This window comes from Pedobacter kyonggii (genome assembly GCF_004310665.1).
Classification (GTDB): domain Bacteria; phylum Bacteroidota; class Bacteroidia; order Sphingobacteriales; family Sphingobacteriaceae; genus Pedobacter; species Pedobacter kyonggii.
The window spans coordinates 94533-118572 of the sequence record NZ_SIXF01000009.1 but is presented as its reverse complement, the minus strand read 5'-3'; the positions used below and the strand labels follow the sequence as shown (position 1 = coordinate 118572).

The window sequence follows — 24040 nt, the reverse complement described above, 5'->3', positions numbered from 1 at the left end:
AATGAACCTACTTCTTCTTCCAAAACATCCACCACTTTCTGTTTTCATCATCATAATACCCAGATCCCGAATAACCCGAGTAATCAGAATAATAATAGGTGCTGTTGCCTCCGCCTCGGCTATAATCGGTGGTATAATAATTAGAATAAAGGGCATCATCGCCAAATGCATTCAACACAATGGCCATATTACTCAGTCCATATTCCCGTGATAGCCTTTCCGGTATAGCCGCCGCCCGTGTTTGCGATATACCGGAGCGGATCACAAATAGGTTAATATCCGAATTCCGGATCAAGGGAATCGCGTCAGAAACCAAACCTACTGGGGCGGTATCGACCAACACATAATCATATTCTTTTTCTAAGGTTTTCAATAGATCACGCATGGCAGCAGTGTGTAAAAGCTCCGAAGGATTGGGTGGTACAGGGCCAGATGGAATAAAGTCGATATGGTGTACCTCATCGTGTATCAGTACATCTTCCAAGCTATGCTGTCCGGATAAAATGGAACTCAGGCCTTTACGGTTATCGCTTCCAAAAACTTTGTGTAACCTCGATTTGCGTAGGTCGGCAGCAATTAAGATTACTTTTTTCTCAATTAGCGCTAGTGTACCGGCTAGATTTACGGTAACAAATGATTTGCCCTCACCGGATATCTCGGACGTAATGCAGATTACCTTGCTTTTTTTATGGCTGGCCAAAAAGCTTAGGTTCGTGCGCACAGATCTTACCGACTCGGCGAAAACTGACTTAGGTTTCGCAATGGATAAAGCCTGACGGTTATCCTGATCAATATAATCCGGGAACTTGCGGATCACGCCAATAATTGGGGTATTGGTTAAACCCTCAACTGTCTCTTTATCGTAGATGTAAGGATTTAAAAACCTGACCAATAGGATCAATCCCATACCAGCACCTAAGCCAAATAGAATGGCAAAAGTATAAATCTTGTTTGAATCTGCGGAAATAGAATAATAAGACGGGTAAGCCAAATTTACAATAGCAGCGCCAGACACCGTGGCCGCAGCATTCATTTCGGCTTCTAATTTTTTCTCAGATAAATAAGAACGTACCTTATTGTTCACCTCAAAGTTGGTACTGAGTTTTACAAAGTTTTGTTCTTTGGCAGGAATGGTACTGATGTTCTGGTTTACACCGGAAATTTGACTGTCGATGTAACGAATGGTCTGTTCGTTATTCTTGCGCATCGCCTGTACATTGCTTCTTATGCTCGCTTTTACATTGGCAATCTGTTGGTCTATCTGTTTTACAGGTTGCGAATCTGTATTAAACTGATTTAGTTTAACTATTCTATTGGCCAATAGGGTATTGAGTTGAGTGACCAAGGCCCCTAGTCCGCTATTTAAATCGCCTTCTATGTCTAGGCCAATTTCTACCTTCGAGCGGTTGTTGTTTACCTGATCTTCCAGTTGCTTAATTGCAAGCTGTTTAATATTAAGCTCTGTTTTCTGTTTCTCAAAATCTGATAATTTACCAATCGTTGTAGTGGTGGCAGACCCGAGATCAACCATCTTGTTTTTAGTTTTATAATTGGCTAAGATGTTGCCAGATTTGCCAGCCTCAGTATTGATAAAGCCCAACTGTGTATCAATAAACTGTACGGTCTGTTTAGCCGAACGTTGCCTTTGGATCAGGTCATAACGGACATACTCCTTCATAATGGCGTTGAGCATATCTGCAGCAAAAACAGGATTGCCATCGGTTAAGCTTAAACTCATTACATTGGTAAATCTGGCAGCTTCTGCCACATTTAGGCCCATGGCCCGTCCGATAAAATCTTCTTTGGTATTAAATTTAAAACTGTAATCCCCTTTGGGTACTGTGGATTTAATACGGAATTGCATATTACCCATATGGAGTACCTCACCATAATGGTGAACGGTCTGTTTGGCTTTTTCGTTATTGGGATCGCCAATACTAAAGGTTTTATTATCAATGGCTTCGATATTATATAAACCCCGGCTAAAATTAACTGAATCCTGTTGGATAATTTCGATCTGAAAAGGAATATTTGGGTACAGTTCTGTTGTCCTGATTCTGCCTTTTAAATAGTAAGAAATTTTGTAATCGAGATTAGCGATGGCATTGAGTACAACATCATTACTGCGGATCACAAAACTTTCTGCCTGAATTTTATCAGTATAGTTATAAACCTGTGTGGGCATCTGGTTGTTTGTGCTCACACTTGGGTTACTATCCTGAAGTTTAAGGGAAGCTCCGGTTTGATAGATAGGTTGAGTATAAAGCACTTTTACCTTGGCAACAACCAATGCAATGGCAATGCAGCCAGCTATCCAATACCATCTGCTCCAAAATACCCTGAATATTTTGTAAAAATCAATTTGTTGACTAACAGCCTTAACTTCTAAATTTTCTGCTCTTTCCATTAGCGTGTTACGGTAAAAATTAATACGGCAAGATTAACAACAACAAGTAAAGGTTGTACAATGTTATTAAAGCTCTGAAGTTTTTCACTTAGTGCAGAGCCTTTAGTGGGTTGCAATACAATAATATCGTTATTCTGCAGAATCAGTTTTTTACTCGCCAGACTATTAATATCGGTTAAGTTTACATAGATAATTTCAGGATGGCTGCGGTCGCCTCTAATAATTTTTAAAGTTTTAGGATCTGCAGTTTTCGTAATGCCACCAGCCTCGCCAATGATTTCGATTAGGCTGGTGTTGTCTTTTTCCAATAAAAAATTACCCTGTTTGCCAAATTCGCCCAATAAAGTAACCTTTAAGTTAACAACGGTTAACTCAATAATCGGATCTTTTAGTAATTTTTGCTTGTAAAGATCTTGAATTTTGATTGTGGCCTCCCGCCTGGTTAAACCCACAACTCCTACTTTTCCAATAGCAGGTAGATTAACCATGCCATCAGGTTCTACCGGAAAAGAAAGAATATTTTGCGAAGTTCCTGCTGCTGCAACATTATTCGCTGAAGCACCTGAAACACCTGTACTCAATGTCGCCCCAAACTCAGGGTTTTGAACATTCCTAACAGCCAACTGATCGCTAATTTTAATTTTATAATAGGCATCGCTGATTCCCTGGTCATTAACAACATAAACGTGTTTGATTGTATCTGTAACAATGTCGGAAGGTGCATAAAATAAAGTACGTTCTTTTCGAACCGAGCAGGCACTTAAAAAGAAAATAGAAAATAAAGTGACTAGCAAATAAATATATTTTCGGCTGAGGTTCATTAGCATAGGGGACATACTTAGAATAATTTTCAATAACAAAAATACTTTTAAAATCATTAAAAGAAGAAAAATCACTCAAGCAAAGGTTTTGCTTGATTTTATCATAATTAAAGAAAGTTTTTAATATGCGGTTGTAAAGTGTTTTATAATTAGTATAAAAATGCGTTTTCATTAGCCGGCTGCAGTCTTATTACCTGGGGCAGCATTCAATCATCTCTCAAAACTTTAGATAACTATCATTGAATGAGCTATTTTGTTTATGATAAATGTCAATTATAAAGTAAAATGTAATATTAAATCTACAATAATTAGGGTAGTTTTGTAAAAAAAAATAGAAGTCTATCATTCGCATTTATGTTTAAAAAAATTCTTGCAGTTTCCGTGTTTCTGATGGTTTCTGTCATTGTATCTAAAGCTCAGCAGTGGGCTTCTAGCGTATCTTCAACCGGTGATTGTATTTATAATCGAAACGGTAACGTAATCAGTTGTCAATCGACATCACAGTGCAAGTTTGTTTCCACTGGAATAACCAGAACAGGAACATTTTTTGTATGTGATGCCTACTGGCCGTGGTGGCTTGGCGGTGCATGCATATATGGACATAATGAGACCTATACAGAAACTCAATATAGAACTGAATGCCCCTTAGACAATTATATTTTACTTCTTATTTTTCCACTTGGCCTTTTAGGTACATTTTTTCTACGTAGAGAGCAACTTAGTTTGGCTTTGTAGTTGCAATCATAGTGCTTAATGGCATACCAAACAACTTGTTTTCAAAATTGGTTTAATATGAAATCGATTTTCATAGTTAAACATTTATATAGACAACTCACCATTAAACATTTTCATTATTTCTAGCAGCGCGTATTATGTTGTACAAAGTACTAACCCTTCTGGTTGTACCATCATTTTCCCTTATGGCACCCTAGCATCATATAGAAATGTATCCTCCACTCCACTTCCATTTAGTTTCTGTGTCTGACAGTCAAAATGCAGATATCCTGGGTCTATAATAGAGAAAGATTAAGTATTGTTGCTTGTAACTTGTTGATAATCATATTTTTGTGATGCTTAAGTCTTTAAAATATAGATGTTGATAATTATTAATTATATTAGTTTTTGTAATATTTATTAGATTATTTTTTCACATTATAGTTGAAAAATTGTTCTTGAAAACAAATGAAGAGTATACTATTGAGTATCATTGCCTTTTTCTTAAGCTTTAGTGGCTTTTGTTCCGTTGTAGGTTGTAGCGTCCCGGGCGCAATCTTGAGAGATCAGATAGGGGGAGGGCAGAATTGGAAATTTGATTTAAACATTAGCCTGCTCCGCTGGCACAGCTTCATATGCAAATATTTCAACAACTCCAGTAACCTCTGGAGGAACATGTAGACGGCAAGGAGGAGAGAACGGAATATTAGTCTACTATGATATGGCAAATTGCCCTATTGATGATTTTGTTTCATTTTTGATGTTACTACTGGCCAGTTTAGGGTTTATTACCTTAAAAAATAGCCAATCGGTATACTTGATACTTTCTAATTATTGATGTGTGTGACTATATGTATGTACTCATAATTAAGTAGATAAAGCTCTTTTTCTGTATGATTATGTAGCTTGTTAAGTAGATTAAAGTCGTGATTTTGTAGTTTTGCTTTGCGGAAGTTGTCCCGCCACCATTATTATGAATAAAGTATTTACCTTATTGATAATTATCGCCCTCTCGTCCTTTTCGTCTAAAGCCTTCACAGGATGTTATGTGTCTGATGGCATTGTATATCGCATTTTTCCAGATGTTCCTGTTCCGGGATTCTCAAATTTTATCGTTTTAAATCCATCCGATTGTGCTTTAAGTGCATATCGTACCTCTACATATGTAAGAAGGTCTGAGATTACTTATAATGGTTTCCTGGGTTCTTGTACCGCTAACTTTACCCTAGGGCGAAAAGTCTCATACCCTGCCACCTATCTTTGCCCTTTAGATACTGAAGTTTGGTTGCTGATTTTTATTTCGGGTTGCCTTGGATATTTTGTTTTGAAAACAAAATCGCCCTTCAATTCAAAAGCCGCAGTCTAAAACTGTTCAGTTTGTTCATGATATTTGTCAATATTTATATGCGCTGTTTTTATAAAAAAATCGTCTATAAATATTAATGCAATTTTACCCCTTCTCCCTCTAAGTCATTTTAAGGCCGTTTTATTTTTTAGATGTTGATTTTTGTCAACAAAAAAGGCTCTGGCGCATTCTCTAGGGCCTATAAAATCATCGTCATAGAAAAAACAGAATATTTTAGAAGTCATAAATGATTGTATTAAAAACTCAATATTTGTATAAAATGTATTATATATTATACATATAAGAATTGAATTTGTTTAATATTTTTATGAATTTCTATAAGTTTTTTTTGCTATTATCAATAGTAATTATTCATTATCCAGCATCTGCTCAAGATCCATACGGCTGTATGGTTTACTCCAACGGTGCAAATCGATTATTTACAGATTATAACAACACGGATGGTAATTTCACGAGGCATTATCGAAATACGCCCTCACAAACCTACTATGTGCGGTATGGTCCTGGGGATCCTAATTGCGGGGTTTTGGTAGATTATACATATCCCTTTGAGGGTGGGTGCAAGGTTGCTGGAGTGGGTTACGGTGGGATGGCTCGGCGCATCAGCCCAAATACATGTGAATTGCCGTTAGATGATTATAATCCCGTTTTAATATTCCCAATAGGTATTTTTGGTTTTGTCATAATCCGAAAAAAAAAAGCTCAATTCGTATATAGTCTATAAGCAATTACTCTGTTATTTCTTGTAATAGTAAGTTTGTATTACAAAGGGCTATAGTGTTGCTATAATACTGAACAAAAGGAACGGGAATTTTAAGGGCTTTCAAGGGTAAATTCGTATAAATCAACTCCTTGGTTTATGAAAAAGTTAAAGCACCTGTTCATTATACTTAGCTTACTTGCTATTCCTTTCGCAGGGAAATCACAAACAGGATGCTATGTTGCATCAGAGAATAAGATTTATTTTCCTGTAGTGTCAATATTAACTTTAAATGTTGCACTACTTTCAAATTCTCATTCAACAACTTGCCCTGCTGGATCGACATCTGCAACTCAAGTTTATATACCATCTCCTACAGGTTCAGCCGCATGTTCAATAGTAGTAAGTTTAACAAATCTTACAATATTAAACAGTGGAGTTATGAGAGGATACACGATTACCAATTGCAATCTCGACGATTATTCATGGGCATTAGGATTAGGTGCCGGTGTATTTGGCTTTGTACTCATTAAGAGAAGACAAAAACTATAACAAAACCATCTCCTACGTGTAATTATTATGTAAGTTCTTCATCACTTGATAGATGTGTCGATAATGTTGGCTCATCGTGTAGTGTGTATGAAGAAGATGTAGTAACAACTTATATGTCAGGTTTTTACAAGCATATTTATGATTGCCCGATTGATAATTATGTTCCTGCGTTACTTATCTTTGCCATTGGTATTGTCTTTTTAGACGGAAAAGAACAACTCTACTTTTTAAAACGAATGAAAATATCTGTTATCACTGTAGTTTATAATGCCGAAGCTTATTTAGAAGATTGTATTCAGTCTGTTCTGGAGCAGGATTATGCTGCTATTGAATACATTGTAATAGATGGAGGATCAACTGATAATACCTGCTCAATTATAAACAAATACAGAACTAAAATCGATTATTTTGTTTCAGAAAAAGATAAAGGTTTATACGATGCCATTAATAAAGGGATCCAGAGGGCAACAGGAGAGGTGATCGGAATCTTAAATGCCGATGATTTATTTGCACACCCTGATGTATTGGCATCAGTAGCCAAAACCTTTATCGATCAGCCTAAAATAGATGGGCTTTACGGCGACCTCAATTACATCCATCCTACAACACATAAAATTATCAGGACGTGGAAATCACAGCAGAACACATACGCAGATCTTAAAAAAGGCTGGATGCCAGCTCACCCAACACTGTATTTGAAAAGATCTTTGTTTGAGAAAAACGGCGATTATGCCTTAGATCTGGGTACCGCTGCCGATTACGAATTAATACTACGTTACTTTTATACCCATAAAATAGAAGCGGTTTACCTGCCTATCTTAATGGTGAATATGCGTATGGGAGGGGTAAGTAATCAATCCGTGATGAGTAGGGTCTCTGCTTTTGTTAATGATTATAAAGCCTTAAAAAGGAACAGGATGCCCTTGCCTTTTTGGATATTGCTACAGAAAAAGATAAGCAAACTCAGTCAGTTTTAGTGTTAATAAACAGCACTTTAGCGCTATTTGTTACTTGGCGGTTTAAGGTTCGGAGCTTTTTGTTGTCTGTTTAGTATGACGTAAATTAATTATTTGATATATGTCATGTCAAACATTTTACATCACAATTTTGTTTACCTTAGTATAGTTATATTTGCTTGTAAGTCCCTATAAGTTTTGCTAAAAGATATTCTGAATACCAGCCCTGACTATTTCTGTATAGCCATATTTATTTTGGCTTTTTCAATCGTAATTATCAGCATTCCAAGTATAATCTATACTTCGTTAAAATATGGCCTTTTTGATAAGAACGACCTGTACCGTAAAAATCATAAACGCAATATTTCACGTTTAGGTGGCTTGGCCATTGTAGGTAGTTTTACCGTATGTATCTTGCTTTTTTCGGCCATTATTAATTTTAAAGAAGCTAATTTCTTAATTGCATCGTGCATCATTCTTGCGGCACTTGGCCTAAAAGACGATGTTTATGGCACCAATACCAGTACAAAATTTATTTTGCAGATCGTAGTAGCCTTTATCCTGGTTTTTTTCGGTGCTTTTCGTTTAACAAGTTTGTATGGTGTATTGGGTATAGCAGATATGCCACCCTTATGGGGAAGCCTTTTTTCGATTACATTAATTATTTTCCTGAATAATGCATTCAATTTAATAGATGGCATTGACGGATTGGCAGGTGGAATCGGCATTTTAACGAGCCTGGCTTTCGGTATTTTGTTTTCCCTGATGGGACAAGTGCCCTATGCATTTATAGCCTTTGCTCTTGCGGGTGCTATCGCAGGCTTTTTAAAATACAATTGGTTTCCTGCTAAAATATTTATGGGCGATACAGGCGCACTGATCATCGGGCTTATTTCTGCTGCCCTGGCCATTAAGTTTATAGAGCTCAATAAGTTTACAGGTGAAAATAAACCTGCTTTTTATTCTGCGCCAGCAATAGCGGTAGCAATACTGATCGTACCCATTTTCGATTCATTAAGGGTTTTTATCATCCGTATTTTAAAGGGAGGTTCTCCGTTTAAGGGAGACCGTAACCACATTCACCACCGCTTAGAGCAGTTAGGGTTTAAGGCCAGCTGGATCGTAATTTCTACTGCGGGGTTTAATCTGGCTACAATAGCTGCTACCATTTTCCTTCAGCATCTTGGAAATTTTGTATTGATTTTGCTCATTGTTGCTCTCTGCATCGCATTTAATTGCTTGCTTACCTTAAGCCTGCTTAAAAAGAAAAGAAGGTAATAAACATCCGTAGTTTTACAGGCTTTGCGCTCTAAAAAAGAACTTTATTATTTAAAGGCAGATGACTTTGAGCTCCAGAAAATTAGTCCGTTCTATCTTTTTGTGATGCTAAGTAGTATATTTTTGACCTTAGCACGAAAAAGATAGCTGCTGAAATAAGGTTTCATCATCCCTTTTCCATCTTATATAATCAGGTCTTTGCTTTGATAAATAAATACTAATTTTGCGCTCTAATTTTTATAATAATGAGGCTGGCAATAAATGGTTTTGGTAGAATAGGAAGAACATTTTTACGCTTAGCATTGGCTGAGGGATTTGAAGTGGTGGCCATTAACGACCTGGCAGATGCCAAAACGATGGCTCATTTATTTAAATACGATACTGTTCATGGTGTTTTTGCAGGGAGTGTTTCTGCAAAACCTGATGCACTGGTAATTAATCAGCTTTCTATTCCGGTTTTCGCTATCAAGGATGCCGATGAATTGCCTTGGTCGGCACTTAGAGTGGATCTGGTTATCGATTGTACGGGTAAAAATCTAACCAAATCATTGGCAGAAAAACACATTACATCAGGCGCAAAACAGGTGCTCATTTCAGCCCCGGCAGCTGATGATATTCCGATGGTCGTATTAGGTGTAAACGACCATCAGATCGATTTAATTAGCCCTGTACTATCAAATGCGAGTTGTACAACGAATAATATAGCTCCGATGATTAAGATTTTGAACGATAACTGGGGTGTTGAAGAAGGTTATATCACCACCATTCATTCGATGACAGGCGATCAGAATCTGCATGATGCAAACCACAAAGATCTGCGCAGGGCGAGGGCAGCCTCATCTTCCATTATTCCAACTACTACAGGGGCAGCAAAAGCCATTACCCATATTTTTCCTGAACTGGATGGCCGTTTAGGTGGGGCAGGAATCAGGGTTCCGGTTTTAAACGGATCCTTAACCGATTTTACCTGTCTGTTAAAGAAAAAGACAACCATCGAAGAAATTAATGCAGCTTTTAAACACGCTGCAGAAAATGAACTGAAAGGGCTCATTGAGTATACTGAAGATCCGATTGTGTCGGTTGATATTATCGACAACCCACATTCCTGTATTTTCGATTCGCTTTTAACTTCTATTGTTGGCGATCTGGTTAAAGTGGTGGGCTGGTACGACAACGAATTTGGTTACAGCAGCCGTTTGATCGATGTGGTGAAAAAAATTGATAAGCTCTCCAGGGCTTAACTCCTTTCTTTTCAAATTAGATACTCTTAATAAGGAGGCGGGAGCTTATGCACTAAAGTCGTGGATATCGCGTCCAAAACTTGTTTCATAGGATAGGCTAAATCTAAATTCTAAAAGTTCACCATGACGATTCTTTAGTGCTTTTGATGAAGTACAGAAAAATGGTATATTTGAACATGTCCGTGAATTTAGATATTGGTACTCATTTAAACGAACAACAAGTTTTGATGCTACGATTGTTTAAAACCCCTCTTCCTGAGAAGGATTTTTTACAAATGCGTAAACTTGCAGTAAAACTTTTATCAAAAAAACTCGATGAGGTAGTTGAAGCTTGGGAAAAAAAGGCAGATGAATCTGTCGATTACGAAAAGTTAAGTAAAGGGCATTTCCGTTCGAAACGATAGTGTTTGCATGAAGATTGTTCTGGATTCCAATGTTCTTATCTCTTCATTAGGAAAAGTAGTATTCTAAGGCCAATTTGGGATTCATTCATAGATGGGCATTTTCAAATTGTAGTTTCCGAAGACATTCTTAAAGAATATGAAGAAATAATGCACGAACATTCAGCTCCTGGTGCAGCAGAGATTGTGATGGAGATTTTTATTGAATCTCCGGATGTGATTAACGCAAAAGGTCTACTACAATTGGAATGTAATATCAGTTGATGAAGATGATAATAAATTTTTGACATAGCAGTTGCTGCTGAGGTGGATTATTTGGTGACCAACGATCGTCATTTTGATACTGCTAAATAACCGACTTTCCTAAAGTGAGCATTATAACAGCTGAGTCTTTTGTTAGAATTCTTATGGCTCATAAAATTTGATAGAGATAAAGGTGTATGCTGAAATTGAATTTTTCCACAAAACTAAGGGCTGGCCACCTATCCTCAACATCCGTTTTAAATTATTAAAAATTCTGGCCGATATTATTATCGGGTTTCAATTGCTTTATTAACTTTGCAAACGTTTGCAGAGCATCCAATAGCAATGTCTTCACATTAGATGTAAGCTAGCTGATACTAAAAATATGGTCAAATTTATTCTTCCAGAAGAAGTACTGCCTTTAAGAAGCCTGGTTTTGCGCAATGGCAAACCATTCGAAGCATGCGTTTTTGAAGGCGATCTTGCCTACGATACCTTTCATCTTGGTTTTTTAAAAGATGGAGAAATAAAATCAATTGCGACCTTTATGCGGAATGATTTTTTTCCGGAAGAAGGAGAGGGCTATCAGCTTAGGGGCATGGCCACCCATCCCGATGCAGTTGGAAATGGTTATGGTGCTGCACTGGTTACTTTTGCTATTGAGTACCTAAAAGAATATAAAACCGATTATTTATGGTGTAATGCCCGTTCAACGGCGGCAGCTTTTTACAAAAAAATAGGCTTCACTACCGAATCGCCAGAGTTCGATATCCCTGGCATCGGTTTCCATTACGAAATGAAATTAAACTTAAATCAAAAATAATTAAACATGAATACAATTGACCAGTTTGACTTTAAAGATAAAAAAGCATTAATCAGGGTAGATTTTAATGTGCCTTTAGATGACGAGTTTAAAATTACAGACGATAAAAGAATCAAGGCGGCTTTGCCAACCATTTCTAAAATCTTAAAAGATGGTGGTGCGGTTATTTTAATGTCGCACTTAGGCCGCCCGAAAGATGGCCCTACCGATAAATATTCTTTAAAACACATTTTATCTGATCTATCTGCTCTTGTTGGTGTTGACGTTAAGTTTGCTGATGATTGTATCGGCGAAAGCGCAGTAAAACAGGCAGCTGATTTAAAATCAGGTGAAGTTTTATTGTTAGAAAATCTTCGTTTTTACAAAGAGGAAGAAAAAGGTGATGTTGCCTTTGCAGAGAAATTATCAAAATTAGGCGATGTTTATGTAAACGATGCCTTTGGTACTGCTCACCGTGCACATGCCTCAACTTCAATTATTGCCCAGTTTTTCCCAGATGCAAAATACTTTGGTTATTTAATGGCCTCAGAAGTAGAAAATGCAGAGAAGATATTGAACCATGCTGAAAGACCTTTTACTGCCATTATGGGTGGTGCTAAAGTATCTGATAAAATTCTTTTGATCGAGAAATTGCTGGATAAAGTAGATAACCTGATTATTGGTGGCGGTATGGCTTATACCTTCGCTAAAGCACAAGGTGGAGAAATTGGTACTTCATTATTAGAAGCCGATAAACAAGCACTTTCTTTAGAACTGATCGAGAAAGCAAAAGCAAAAGGTGTAAACCTGATTTTACCTGTAGATACGGTAATTGCTGATAAATTTGCAAATGATGCCGATAAAAAAGATGTAGACTCTGGTCAGATTCCGGCAGATTGGATGGGACTGGATATCGGTCCAAAATCGGTTGCCTTGTTCCAGGATGTGATTAAAAATTCTAAAACCTTATTGTGGAACGGACCTATGGGCGTTTTCGAAATGGAAAGTTTCCAGGTGGGTACTAAAGCTGTTGCAGAAGCAGTTGTGGCGGCTACTAAAGATAACGGCGCATTCTCATTAATCGGTGGTGGCGATTCTGCTGCAGCGATTGCAAAATTCGGTATGGAAGATGAAGTAAGTTATGTTTCTACCGGTGGTGGTGCTTTACTCGAATATATGGAAGGTAAAGAATTACCAGGCGTTAAAGCCATTAATGGATAAAATATAAATCTGAACATAAACGAGGCCCCTGCAGATCATCAATTTGCAGGGGCCTTTGTTTTTAGATGATTTCCACCCACACAGTTTTGCAATTGGCTTAGCCCACATTTTTAAGACTTATCGTTATAACGGTACAGCTATATCTTGTAACGATACTGTGCAGGAGGCAATTGCTACTTGTGCTTAAAACAAATAAATCATACCTTACTGGCAATTTACCTTGGCCTGTAACTTAGTCGTGGTTCTGGGTTATAAAACATCGGGTACATAATAAATCAAATTACATTTATGAGAAAAAAAATCTTTTTGTTTAGTATAAGCTGTTTGCTCCTCGCAGGCCTGTCTCAAAAAACATTGGCTGCAACAGTAACTATGCCAGATAACGTTAAATTGGCTGTTGAGCCTGCAGCGCTGATCGGCCGTTGGGACATTACCGTTGATGTGAACGGAAAATCAGCACCAGCCTGGCTGGAAGTTAAACTGTCAGGCGTAAAAACATTAGTGGGGTACTTTGTATCTACTGCTGGTAGTGCCCGCCCGGTATCGGAAGTAAAGTTTGATCATGGGAAGTTTAGGTTCGAAATTCCGCCACAATGGGAAAGTGGTACCTCGAATCTGATTATTGATGGTACTGTAGCCGATGCCGGAATTCAAGGAACAATGACAGATTGTAATGGTAAACAATATAGCTGGAAAGGTGTTAAGGCACCTTATCTGAAAAGAACCGTTGCACCGGCATGGGGTAAACCTGTTAATTTGTTTAATGGCAAAGATCTGTCTGGCTGGAAAGCCAGTGGACAAAACCAATGGATCGTGAAAAACGGTATTTTAACCAGTCCGAAAGCAGGTTCAAATCTCATTACCGAACAGAAATATAATGATTTTAAGCTACACGTAGAATTCAAATATGCCAAAGGAGGAAACAGTGGCGTATACTTAAGAGGCCGTTACGAGGTGCAGATTGAAGATAGCAAAAAAGATGCGCATCCCAATAATGTACTGTTCGGTGGTGTCTATGGATTTTTAACAGCCAACGAAATGGTTACGCTCGGCCCCGATGAATGGCAGAGCTACGATATTACCCTTGTTGGCCGTTTGGTAACAGTGGTAGCCAATGGCAAAACCATCATCAGTAACCAGGAAATTCCGGGCATTACCGGAGGCGCATTGGATAGTAATGAGGGCGAACCAGGACCTATTTACCTTCAGGGAGACCACGCTCCAATTGAATTCAGAAAAATCGTGATTACACCTGCAAAATAATTGTTTTTATATAGAGGCGTGGAACCCCCCAGGCCTCTGTAATTACAAATTAACATCTTACCATGAATTATTATAATTTACGGCAAATTCGCAAACCCGATCGTAAGTTGGTTATTACCAATACTGAAGGGCAGGAATTATTTTCTTTTATCTTTACAGGAGAGGAGGAAAAAATACTTGTATCCGATATAGCTGGAAGTGAATATAGCCTGGTGAAAAATCTCCAAAGCGAAAAAACTAGCTTCCAACTAAAAAAAGATGATTTTGTGTTTTGTGATATTTTAGGCAGTGGCATCCCAATGTTAGCCATAAATAGCATAATATTCGATGAGAATAACAACAAGATCAGCGTAGAATTAAATATTTCTGCACATATTAGTTTTTGGACCAAACAACCATCAATCAATTTGTTCTATAATGACACGAGATTGTTCAAGATAAAACACACCTTTTTTAGTGGTTGGGAGCTTGAAAGTGTTTTGGCTAAAGACGACAAAAACTTCGATAATTTTCTGTTTACGTTTATATCCTTGTTCATAATTTCACAACGTGAATTATATTTTAGGGTGTTGGGTGATTACTAAATGACTTGAATACACTTGCTTTGTTATCTATCATCAGATGCTAACCTTAAATTATAGGAGGGGGATCAGCATTTAAGCTAGAACACCTCTAAACCCGTATTTAGCAATACCATATAAACAGCCAGATAACACACCAAAAATGCAGTTGACAACGCAAAGTAACGGGTTACCTTATAACTGCCTTTTTTAAAGGGAAGGAGAAATAAGATATTGAACAGCTCTGATAACAGTGCACATATAAAATTTAAACAGACCATCACGCAGCTAAACGCCACAACAAAAATGGCTGGCTGGATAATTATTCCTGAAGGAAGGCCATAGAGTGCACCCATAATAAAACTGATTAACAGAATAATCGCCGCATATTTTAATCCCGATTTAAACTGTAAAAGGAAATATCTGCCTAGTTTCGGAAGTGGTGTTTTTGTTTTTGCTGGTTTTAATTCTTTTTCAACTATCTGAGTTTCCAATATCTCATCCAATGCTGCTTCATTCGTTTTTCGTTTTTTGCCTTTCTTTTGTTTCTTATAACGTGGCCACCAGATAATAAAACCTGTAATAAATAGGGCAAGTGGCATTAAGCCGGCAATGATCGCGATTACCTGGGTGGGCCTACCACCAAAGCTTCCATAGTGGATTGGTGTTAACCAGCTAAGATAAGCATTGCCAACATTGGGGAAATCCTTCCGGCTGTTCAATAACACTTTTCCTGTATATTGATCAACAATAAGCATTTCTCTTTTTCCAACTTTAGGTAGATTCCCACTCACTACATCTAAGCGGTAGGTGCCTGTTTTGTCGGCCGGAAAAGCAATCCCACCAATGTAACCGTTGGGCATTTTTTCTTTCGCTGCGGCAACAATCTCTTTAAGTGGAAGTGGTGCTGCCTGTGCATGCCATGCAGATTTTGCACCCAATAACGTGGCTACGCCCTGGGGAGATTTCCCGCTAAGCACAAATAACAGTGGAATAACAAGCGTAGAAAAAGTAATCGAAAAACCGGTAAGACTCAGTATTGCTACAATGGGAGAGGAGTAAAACCCGAGCGAATTGTGCCAATCGTAATTTTGCCGCTTAAATGAGCCGCTAAACCTTACTGTGAGAGCCGATTTTAGCTGTTTCCATTTTTTTGGGATCCATAAACGTAAACCGGAAATGGTTAAAATTAAAAGACAGAGTGAAGCTAAACCACAGATATAACGCCCGGCTACAGGAATAAGCAATGTTCGGTGCAGTTCGGTAACCACATGGATAAAAGAACTGGTGTGTATTCTTTTACCAGTTGTTTTTCCAGTATATGGATTAATAAAGGTCTCTCCGCCACTTTTTAAATCCAGAACGCTATATGCTTCATTGGGATTTTTGAAGTTGTTAAGCATCAGGTAATCGATTTTTAAGCTGGGATAGTTTTTCTTGATCAGAGGCACAATATCCTCGATTGGCATTTTTTGTTTCTGCGCAATTACTTCGAACGGTTTGGGGTTAAGCGCGCGGTCTATCTCATCCTGAAAAACCAAAATACTACCTGTAACCCCCACAAAAGCAACAATTGCTCCGGCAATAATACCAAGATAAAGATGCCATTTACCAAACCATCTTTTTTGATGTTTTGCCCAGTTTAATTTTTTGGAGGTATTTTCTGATTTTATTTTTGAGCGTAACATTCCTCTTGTTCAGTATTCGTTGGTTGTATACCTACAAAGAAATCGTTTTAAATGCTTGCTTCCAAATTATTTTTAATAAGTCTAAATAAATCACTGGAAATAGATACCCAAATGATAATCAAGCATTATTCTGTTCTCCTTGCAGGGCATTTTAAGTAGTGGCTTCTTTTGTTAGCTTTTAGAGCCTGTTTAAATTTGATGAATTATTTTACTTATCTAATAGTGTTGCCACACTGAGGAGTAATTTATTTCATAAAGATCAATATAAATGACGTTAAAATATCAGTTGGTATATGATTCCCTCTTTTAGGGTGGTGTCCGCAGGACGGGGTGTTCTATTTGTCCTGGCCGGACAGGCCTTTTTCTTTTGGCACCGAAAAGACCAGCAGAGCTAGCTTGAATGCAGTTGAAAGCATAAAGACCTATGAAAAAAACAGAAGTGTCGGCTCAAAATTTTTGTATTGAAGTTTCAGTATAGGCTTGGCCTGGGGATTCCCAAAAATTTGTAAGGCCGATTTAAGTAGAACGGGGATACCGTGCTATGGCCTAGCTGGGCGGAAATACGCAGTCTGCATAAACCACTCATATTTGAATAATCACAAAATAACATCAATGGTAGCGGAGTCGAAGTGCTTTAATATATCTAAAACGGGTCTTCGACTCCGCTCAGACTGACATAATAATAATTTATAATAAAATTAAACAGGCTCTTAATCTCAGGTTGTAAAACAAGAACAATATGTAGGTGTTTAGGACTTCATATTGGTTATTAAGGCCCTCATTTTTAGCGTTATTTAAATTTTAGGTAAAAAATTGGGCCAACGTGACACTTTTAGATGAAATATTTTAACCTGCTTGTTATCAGTTATTAAGGCTTTTTGTTTTGTGCTGATAGCCTTATTCTAATTATATTGTGAGACCAATATTGTAACAAAAAAGATGTGGAAAACTTTTTTGTGGTAAAAAGTGGTAAAAAGTGGTAGAACTCTTTACTTTTACACTAGATATAAAGTGTAGATACCACTATGACCCAACTTTTAGGAGAATTCGATTGTAAACTTGACGCAAAGGGCCGCCTTATGGTACCTGCTGCGCTTAAGAAACAATTGCCTAATGCCGAGAATGATGGGCTCATAATTAACCGTGGTTTTGAGAAAAACCTGGTGATCTATCCTAAAAATGTATGGGATGCCGTTGTGGCCGATCTTGCCAAACTTAATATTTACGATCAGGAAAATAGGGCCTTTGTGCGGGCTTTTACGCGTGGGGCAACCGAGCTTTCGCTTGATGCTGCCGGTCGTGTGCTTTTACCGAAATCTTTGGTGGAATATGCGGGTATCGGTAGTGATCTTGTTCTGGCTTGTCAGTTAGATCGTATCGAGGTGTGGGATAAAAAAGCATACGAAGATATTTTTGATGATGTTCCGGCTAATTTTGCAAGCCTTGCCCAAAAAGTAATGGGTGATAAGAAAGGAGGGGCAGATGGTGAATAATTACCATGTTCCTGTAATGTTGCAGCCTTGCATTGATGGTTTGAATATCAAACCTGATGGCGTGTATGTAGACGTTACTTTTGGCGGTGGTGGCCATTCGAGAGAGATTTTGAAACATCTCGGACCGAAAGGGAGATTGATTGCTTTTGATCAGGACCCTGATGCCCAGATGAATGTTCCTGCTGACGATCGTTTTATTTTTATCGACCAGAACTTTGGTTTTTTGAAAAATAATCTCCGCTTAAAAGGTTTTAAGCAGGTTGATGGCATTCTGGCTGATCTTGGGGTTTCCTCGCATCAGTTCGATGTGCCACAACGTGGTTTCTCTATCCGTCATAATGCCGATCTGGATATGCGTATGGATCAGCACCGTAATTTAACGGCTGCCGAAATATTGAATACCTATACGGAGGATAAGCTGCACAAAATCTTTGGGATTTATGGAGAGGTAAAAAATGCTAAATCGTTGGCTCGCGCTATTGTGACCTCGCGTTTAGAGCAGCCTTTTACAGATATCGACAGTTTGAAGTCGGCAATTGCTGGTTATATCCCGAAAGGAAAAGAGAATAAATATCTGGCGCAGGTGTTTCAGGCGTTGCGCATAGAGGTGAATGCCGAAATTCAGGTGCTTGAAGATTTTCTGTTGCAGGCTGCTGATGTATTGAAGCCTGGCGGTCATTTAGTGGTCATGTCTTATCATTCTTTAGAGGATAGGCCGGTTAAAAACTTTATGTCAAAAGGCAAATTTCAGGGTGAAGTAGAAAAGGATTTCTTCGGAAACCAGCAAAAACCATTTAATGTAATTACACGGAAAGCGATAATTGCCACTGATGAGGAGATTGCTCAAAACAATAGGGCCCGCAGTGCGAAACTAAGAATTGCAGAAAAGATATGAACAGGTTTAGGGAAGAGATAGAAGAGGAAGAGATTGGGCCCGAACCAGAGCTAAAAGCTTCGCCCAAAAGGCCAAAAACTGCTGAAGAGAAAATGGATAGCAATTCATTTATCAGTAAGCTTTTTAATGACGGATTGGTAAGTAAAGAGGCGGCTACTGACGCTTTGCCTTATTTGTGTTTTCTGGCCCTTTTAGGGATGATTTATATTGCCAATAGCCACTTTGCGGTAAAAAATGTTCGCCGCATTGATAAATTAAATAAAGAAGTAAAAGAATTAAGATGGGAGTATAAATCCCTTAAGGCCGACCTGATGTTCAAGAGTAAACTGACAGAGGTTGCCAAAAAGGTAGATACCCTTGGGATAAAAGAACTGATTGAACCACCAAAAAAAATAATTGTTAAAAGCGATGAATATTAGAGCAAACATCTTGCTTCGTGTATATCTGGCATTTGGCTTAATTGTGCTTTTTGCTTTCGCGGTGTTTTTGCGCCTCGGTCAGGTACAGTATGTGCAAGGAAAAAAATGGAAAGCTATGGCAGATAGCCTTTCTACACGATATGTAAATGTGGAGGCTACCCGTGGGAATATTTATTCTAACGATGGTAGTTTGCTGGCTACTTCGATACCGGAATACGAACTGCGCATGGATATGTTTGCTGGCGGTATTGTTGATGATAAGGTATTTAACGAGAAAGTAGATTCACTCGGTTATAAATTAGCTCAGCTCTTTCAGGATAAAACGGCTAAAGAATATGCGCGTTATCTGCGTAAAGGACGTCAGGATAGTGCACGTTATTTGTTGATCCACCGTAAAGTGGGTTATGCCGATCTTAAAACAATCAGAACTTTCCCTCTTTATAATATTGGTAAGTTCAGTGGCGGTTTAATTGCTGTACAACAAAATAAACGGATTCTTCCTTTTCAGGCTTTAGCTGCCCGTACAATCGGTTATAAAAACGAAAATGTTGCTAATGGTGTAGGTTTAGAGGGGGCGTATAAAGAGTATATCAACGGCGAAACCGGAAAAAGATTGATGCAGCGTATCGCTGGGGGTGTTTATATCCCGGTAAATGAGGAGGCTGAGGTGGCGCCAAAAGATGGTGCCGATATTATCTCGACCATTGATGTGAACATGCAGGATCTGGCGCAGAGTGCATTGGAAAAACAACTGATCAAATCTCAGGCTGATCATGGTACAGTAATCCTGATGGAAGTGGCAACAGGCGAAATCCGTGCAGTAGCCAATTTCTCTAAGGTAGAGGAAGGGGTATATAAGGAGAAATTTAACTATGCCATCGCGGGTAACCAGGATCCGGGATCCACTTTTAAATTAGCTTCTTATATGGCGCTTTTAGAAGATAAACTGATTGATACCAATACCATGATCGGTACAGGTTATTATCAGATACCAGGCAAACTGATTACGGATTCACATCCAAAAATTGAAACGGTTACAGCAAAAAAAGCCTTTGAAACCTCTTCCAATGCTGCAATAGCAAAGTTGATCAACATGCATTATGGCAGCGATCCGATAAGGTTTACCGATCACTTATATGATTGGCAGCTGAATAAAAAAATGGAGCTACAGATTCCTGGTGAGGCAATGCCTGTGGTTAAAAATCCTAAGACAAACAGAAGCTGGAACAAAAATATGACCTTACCGCAAATGGCCTATGGTTATGAAATGCAGTTAACACCATTAAAAATGCTTACCATGTATAATGCGGTGGCTAACAACGGCAAAATGGTAGCGCCAATTTTTGTAAAAGAGATCAGAAGGCTAGGTAATCCGATCGAGCAGTTTAAAGCAAGAGTAATTAATGATAAAATATGTTCGGAGGTTACCCTGAGTAAAATCAAAAAAATGCTCGAAGGAGTAGTAACCGAGGGTAGTGGAAGGCAGATAGTTTATAACCCGTTATATCCGATTGCAGGTAAAACAGGTACCGCTCAAGTGGCTGATGCGAATAAAGGATATAAAGCCAATAAGCAGTATCAGGCTTCTTTTGTAGGGTACTTTCCAGCTGATAAGCCTAAGTATTCTTTAATTGTGGTCATCAACGATCCCAAAGGTGCTTATTATGGTGCTACAGTTTCGGGCCCGGTGTTCAGGGAAATTGCCGACCGTATTTATGCCAGCGATATGCAGATGTATAACGATGTGCCGACCCGTTTGGTAGGTAATACGGGTAATCCGCCTACAAAAGCGGGGCAAAGTAAAGCCACTCAGAAGGTGTATAAAGCATTTGGTTTTAAACCGCTTTTTGCTTCAAAATCTGAGTATTACAATATTATAGATACCAGTGCAGGAACAGTTTTTCAGGAAAATAACGAGCGTAAAGGTGTGATGCCAAATGTGAGGGGAATGGGACTGAAAGATGCATTGTACCTTTTGGGAAATGCGGGTTTGAAAACAAAGGTTTCGGGTTCTGGAAAAGTGGTCAGCCAATCCATCATCGCCGGAACAAAAGTGGGTAAAGGATTGGGTGTACAGATAGAGTTGAATTAAGGTGTAAGGTAAAAGGTATAGGGTTTAAGGTCTTGCTACTCGATACTCACTACTTAATACTAAAAAAATAAAAAAAATGCAATTACAGGATTTACTTTACGGCGTAACGATTAAAGAATTGGTTGGTAAAACCGATAGGGAAATCAATGCGCTGAATTTCGATTCGCGTAAAGTAAGTAAAGATGATATCTTTTTTGCTGTAGTGGGTACAGTAACAGATGGGCATCGGTTTATTGAGCAGACAATTGAGCAGGGCGCAGGAGTAATTATCTGCGAGAATTTGCCAGAAATCCAGGACTTTACGGTTACCTACATCAAAGTAGAAAACACTGCTGTGGCTTTGGGTATCATTGCCGGGAATTATTTTGGAAATCCATCAGCAGATTTAAAACTGATCGGTATTACGGGAACCAACGGAAAAACCACCATAGCTACTATTCTTTTTAAATTATTTAAAGATTTAGGTTACAAAACCGGGCTTTTATCAACGGTAGAGAATTATATCAATGATACGGTAGTGGCAGCAACGCATACTACACCAAATCCGATCGCATTAAATCAGCTCTTAAGAGAAATGGTCGATGCAGGTTGCGATTACTGTTTTATGGAAGTAAGCTCACATGCGGTTTCTCAGCACCGGATTGAAGGCTTGACTTTCTCAGGTGGTGTATTTTCAAATTTAACACACGATCATTTAGATTTTCATAAAACTTTTGATGCTTACCTGAAAGCAAAAAAAGCATTTTTTGATGTACTGCCTAAATCGGCATTTGCATTGACAAACATCGACGATAAAAACGGAGCGGTGATGCTGCAGAACACTAAAGCACATAAAAAAACCTATGCGCTTAAACAATTGGCCGATTTCAAAGCGAAAATTATTGAGAACCAGTTTAGTGGGCTGCATTTAGATATTGATAATGAAGATGTTTACTTCAAACTTGTAGGGTCTTTCAATGCATATAATTTATTGGCCGTGTATGGAACAGCCATTTTGTTGGAGCAGGATAAGTTAAAGGTGCTGACTTTGTTGAGCCGTTTATCAGGCGCTGAAGGAAGATTTGATTACATCACTTCTGCCGATAAGATTATAGGCATTGTAGATTATGCGCATACGCCAGATGCTGTTCAGAATGTATTGAGCACCATCGCCAATATCCGCAAAGGAACCGAACAGGTTATAACGGTGCTGGGTTGTGGTGGAGACAGGGATAAAACCAAACGCCCTATTATGGCTCAGGTAGCCTGCGATTGGAGCGATAAAGTAATCCTGACATCCGACAATCCCAGAACGGAAGATCCACAGACGATTATCAACGAAATGGAAGCAGGTGTTTCACCGACCAATAAGCGTAAAACCTTATCCATTTTAGATAGAAAAGAAGCAATAAAAACAGCCTGCCATTTAGCGCAACCAGGAGACATTATTCTTGTTGCTGGTAAAGGGCATGAGAAATACCAGGAAATTAATGGCATAAGGAACCATTTTGATGATAAAGAAATTTTACTTGAACAATTAAAACCAATCAGCTAATGTTATATTTATTATTCGAATACCTGCATAAGCATTATGATATACCTGGGTTAAGGTTGTTTCAGTACATCACTTTCCGTGCATCTATCTCCATTATTTTATCATTGGTAATTACCACCGTTTACGGACGTAGGTTGATTGATTATCTGCATAAAAAACAGGTTGGAGAGACAGTAAGGAATTTAGGTTTAGAAGGACAGATGCAAAAACAAGGTACACCAACAATGGGTGGTATCATTATTTTGCTGGGCATTCTTATTCCAACCTTGTTATTTGCCAATATCTCCAATATCTATGTTATTTTAATGATAATCACCACAATCTGGATGGGTGCTGTAGGTTTTCTAGATGATTATATCAAAGTTTTCAAAAAGAATAAAGAAGGTTTAGCAGGTCGTTTTAAAGTAGTTGGCCAGGTTGGTTTAGGCTTAATTGTAGGTTGCACTATGTATTTCCATCCAAATGTTGTAGTAAGGGAAACTGTACATGATGATGTAAAAAGCACATCTACGGTTCCGATGGTATTGCGCCAAAAAGGTGAAACTTTTTATTATACACAAGATGTAAAATCGACTAAAACCAATATACCTTTTTATAAGAACAATGAGTTCGATTATGCAAAGGTATTGAAGTTTTTGGGTGCCGATTACCAGAAATATGCATTTTTCATCTTCCTGATCGTAACGGTATTTATTATTACTGCGGTGTCGAACGGGGCAAACATTACCGATGGGATTGACGGTTTAGCTACTGGAACTTCGGCAGTAATCGGGATCACCCTGGGTATTTTGGCTTATGTATCGGGTAATACCATTATGGCCGATTACCTCAATATTATGTATATCCCAAACTCAGCAGAGCTGATGATTTTTGCAGGTGCATTTGTGGGTTCCTGCGTAGGTTTCCTTTGGTACAACTCTTACCCGGCGCAGATTTTTATGGGCGATACCGGAAGTTTGGCCATTGGGGGAATAATTGCCTCATTTGCCATCATGATCCGCAAGGAATTGTTGATTCCGATTTTATGTGGAATATTCCTGGTAGAACTGGTGTCGGTAATTATGCAGGTATCTTATTTTAAATATACCAAGAAGAAATTTGGCGAAGGCCGCAGGATTTTCCTGATGTCACCTTTACACCACCATTACCAGAAAAAAGGATATCATGAAGCCAAAATTGTAACCCGCTTCTGGATTATCGGAATCATGCTTGCGATTATGACCATTGTAACATTGAAACTGAGGTAAAAAGCTCAAAGACTAAAGCTGAAAGGCAAAAGATAGAATGATAAATAAAATACCCTTAGTGGTAAATAAAAAATAAGGTAAAAAATTAAAATGTGATGGTATTCCTGTCTTGATACTCGATACCCATTACCTGATACTAAAAGAAAT

Annotated in this window: 19 protein-coding genes; 16 read left to right on the top strand and 3 right to left on the bottom strand. The window is 38.3% G+C overall.

The window, feature by feature from the left end:
* Nucleotides 1–7: 7 nt before the first annotated feature.
* Complete coding sequence (locus tag EYS08_RS11660) at nt 8–2407, bottom strand: GumC family protein (protein WP_131030195.1); 2400 nt, start codon at nt 2405–2407, stop codon at nt 8–10.
* Entirely contained in the window at nt 2407–3234 is an 828-nt protein-coding gene (locus tag EYS08_RS11655; protein ID WP_165456430.1) for a polysaccharide biosynthesis/export family protein, read from the bottom strand. The genes EYS08_RS11660 and EYS08_RS11655 overlap by 1 nt, the downstream gene beginning before the upstream one ends.
* Nucleotides 3235–4915: 1681 nt before the next feature.
* On the opposite strand from EYS08_RS11655, the gene EYS08_RS11650 reads away from it, so the two are divergent.
* The 10 genes from EYS08_RS11650 (at nt 4916) to EYS08_RS11605 (ending at nt 14549) form a co-directional block, all read left to right on the top strand.
* Nucleotides 4916–5308 carry a hypothetical protein gene (locus EYS08_RS11650; protein ID WP_131030193.1) on the top strand — a complete coding sequence of 131 codons (393 nt, stop codon included), beginning with the start codon at nt 4916–4918 and terminating at the stop codon, nt 5306–5308.
* 859 nt (nt 5309–6167) lie between these two features.
* Nucleotides 6168–6560, top strand: coding sequence for a hypothetical protein (locus EYS08_RS11645; protein ID WP_131030192.1), 393 nt, complete (start codon nt 6168–6170; stop codon nt 6558–6560).
* 236 nt (nt 6561–6796) lie between these two features.
* Entirely contained in the window at nt 6797–7537 is a 741-nt protein-coding gene (locus tag EYS08_RS11640) for a glycosyltransferase family 2 protein (protein WP_165456429.1), read from the top strand.
* Between the two features lie 177 nt (nt 7538–7714).
* Nucleotides 7715–8794 (top strand): MraY family glycosyltransferase, encoded by a 1080-nt coding sequence (locus tag EYS08_RS11635; RefSeq protein WP_131030190.1) that lies wholly within the window; start codon nt 7715–7717, stop codon nt 8792–8794.
* Between the two features lie 245 nt (nt 8795–9039).
* On the top strand, nt 9040–10035 hold the full coding sequence (gene gap, locus EYS08_RS11630) for a type I glyceraldehyde-3-phosphate dehydrogenase (RefSeq protein ID WP_208745844.1): 996 nt from the start codon (nt 9040–9042) through the stop codon (nt 10033–10035).
* A gap of 146 nt (nt 10036–10181) precedes the next feature.
* Nucleotides 10182–10439: a hypothetical protein gene (locus EYS08_RS11625; RefSeq protein ID WP_131030188.1), complete on the top strand. Its 258-nt coding sequence runs from the start codon at nt 10182–10184 to the stop codon at nt 10437–10439.
* 625 nt (nt 10440–11064) lie between these two features.
* Nucleotides 11065–11502 carry a GNAT family N-acetyltransferase gene (locus tag EYS08_RS11620; RefSeq protein ID WP_086544984.1) on the top strand — a complete coding sequence of 146 codons (438 nt, stop codon included), beginning with the start codon at nt 11065–11067 and terminating at the stop codon, nt 11500–11502.
* A gap of 6 nt (nt 11503–11508) precedes the next feature.
* A complete protein-coding gene (locus tag EYS08_RS11615; RefSeq protein WP_131030187.1) occupies nt 11509–12702 on the top strand; it encodes a phosphoglycerate kinase in 1194 nt (397 codons plus the stop codon).
* 288 nt (nt 12703–12990) lie between these two features.
* Nucleotides 12991–13965: a 3-keto-disaccharide hydrolase gene (locus EYS08_RS11610; protein WP_131030186.1), complete on the top strand. Its 975-nt coding sequence runs from the start codon at nt 12991–12993 to the stop codon at nt 13963–13965.
* Between the two features lie 62 nt (nt 13966–14027).
* The gene (locus tag EYS08_RS11605) at nt 14028–14549 is read left to right on the top strand and encodes a hypothetical protein (RefSeq protein ID WP_131030185.1); all 522 of its coding nucleotides are present in this window, start codon (nt 14028–14030) and stop codon (nt 14547–14549) included.
* A gap of 77 nt (nt 14550–14626) precedes the next feature.
* Here EYS08_RS11605 and EYS08_RS11600 read toward each other — a convergent pair whose 3' ends face one another.
* A complete protein-coding gene (locus EYS08_RS11600; RefSeq protein WP_131030184.1) occupies nt 14627–16213 on the bottom strand; it encodes a PepSY-associated TM helix domain-containing protein in 1587 nt (528 codons plus the stop codon).
* A 1025-nt stretch (nt 16214–17238) separates the two neighbouring features.
* On the opposite strand from EYS08_RS11600, the gene mraZ reads away from it, so the two are divergent.
* From mraZ to mraY, 6 genes are all read left to right on the top strand, one after another.
* The gene (mraZ, locus tag EYS08_RS11595; protein ID WP_131030183.1) at nt 17239–17706 is read left to right on the top strand and encodes a division/cell wall cluster transcriptional repressor MraZ; all 468 of its coding nucleotides are present in this window, start codon (nt 17239–17241) and stop codon (nt 17704–17706) included.
* Nucleotides 17696–18601 carry a 16S rRNA (cytosine(1402)-N(4))-methyltransferase RsmH gene (rsmH, locus tag EYS08_RS11590; protein WP_131030278.1) on the top strand — a complete coding sequence of 302 codons (906 nt, stop codon included), beginning with the start codon at nt 17696–17698 and terminating at the stop codon, nt 18599–18601. The genes mraZ and rsmH overlap by 11 nt, the downstream gene beginning before the upstream one ends.
* Nucleotides 18598–19020, top strand: coding sequence for an FtsL-like putative cell division protein (locus EYS08_RS11585; RefSeq protein WP_131030182.1), 423 nt, complete (start codon nt 18598–18600; stop codon nt 19018–19020). The genes rsmH and EYS08_RS11585 overlap by 4 nt, the downstream gene beginning before the upstream one ends.
* Nucleotides 19010–21112, top strand: a complete 2103-nt coding sequence (locus EYS08_RS11580) for a penicillin-binding protein (RefSeq protein WP_131030181.1) — start codon at nt 19010–19012, stop codon at nt 21110–21112. Before EYS08_RS11585 ends, EYS08_RS11580 begins: the two co-directional genes overlap by 11 nt.
* A 76-nt stretch (nt 21113–21188) precedes the next feature.
* Nucleotides 21189–22646 carry a UDP-N-acetylmuramoyl-L-alanyl-D-glutamate--2,6-diaminopimelate ligase gene (locus EYS08_RS11575; protein ID WP_131030180.1) on the top strand — a complete coding sequence of 486 codons (1458 nt, stop codon included), beginning with the start codon at nt 21189–21191 and terminating at the stop codon, nt 22644–22646.
* Nucleotides 22646–23893 (top strand): phospho-N-acetylmuramoyl-pentapeptide-transferase, encoded by a 1248-nt coding sequence (mraY, locus tag EYS08_RS11570; protein ID WP_131030179.1) that lies wholly within the window; start codon nt 22646–22648, stop codon nt 23891–23893. Before EYS08_RS11575 ends, mraY begins: the two co-directional genes overlap by 1 nt.
* Nucleotides 23894–24040 lie beyond the last annotated feature (147 nt).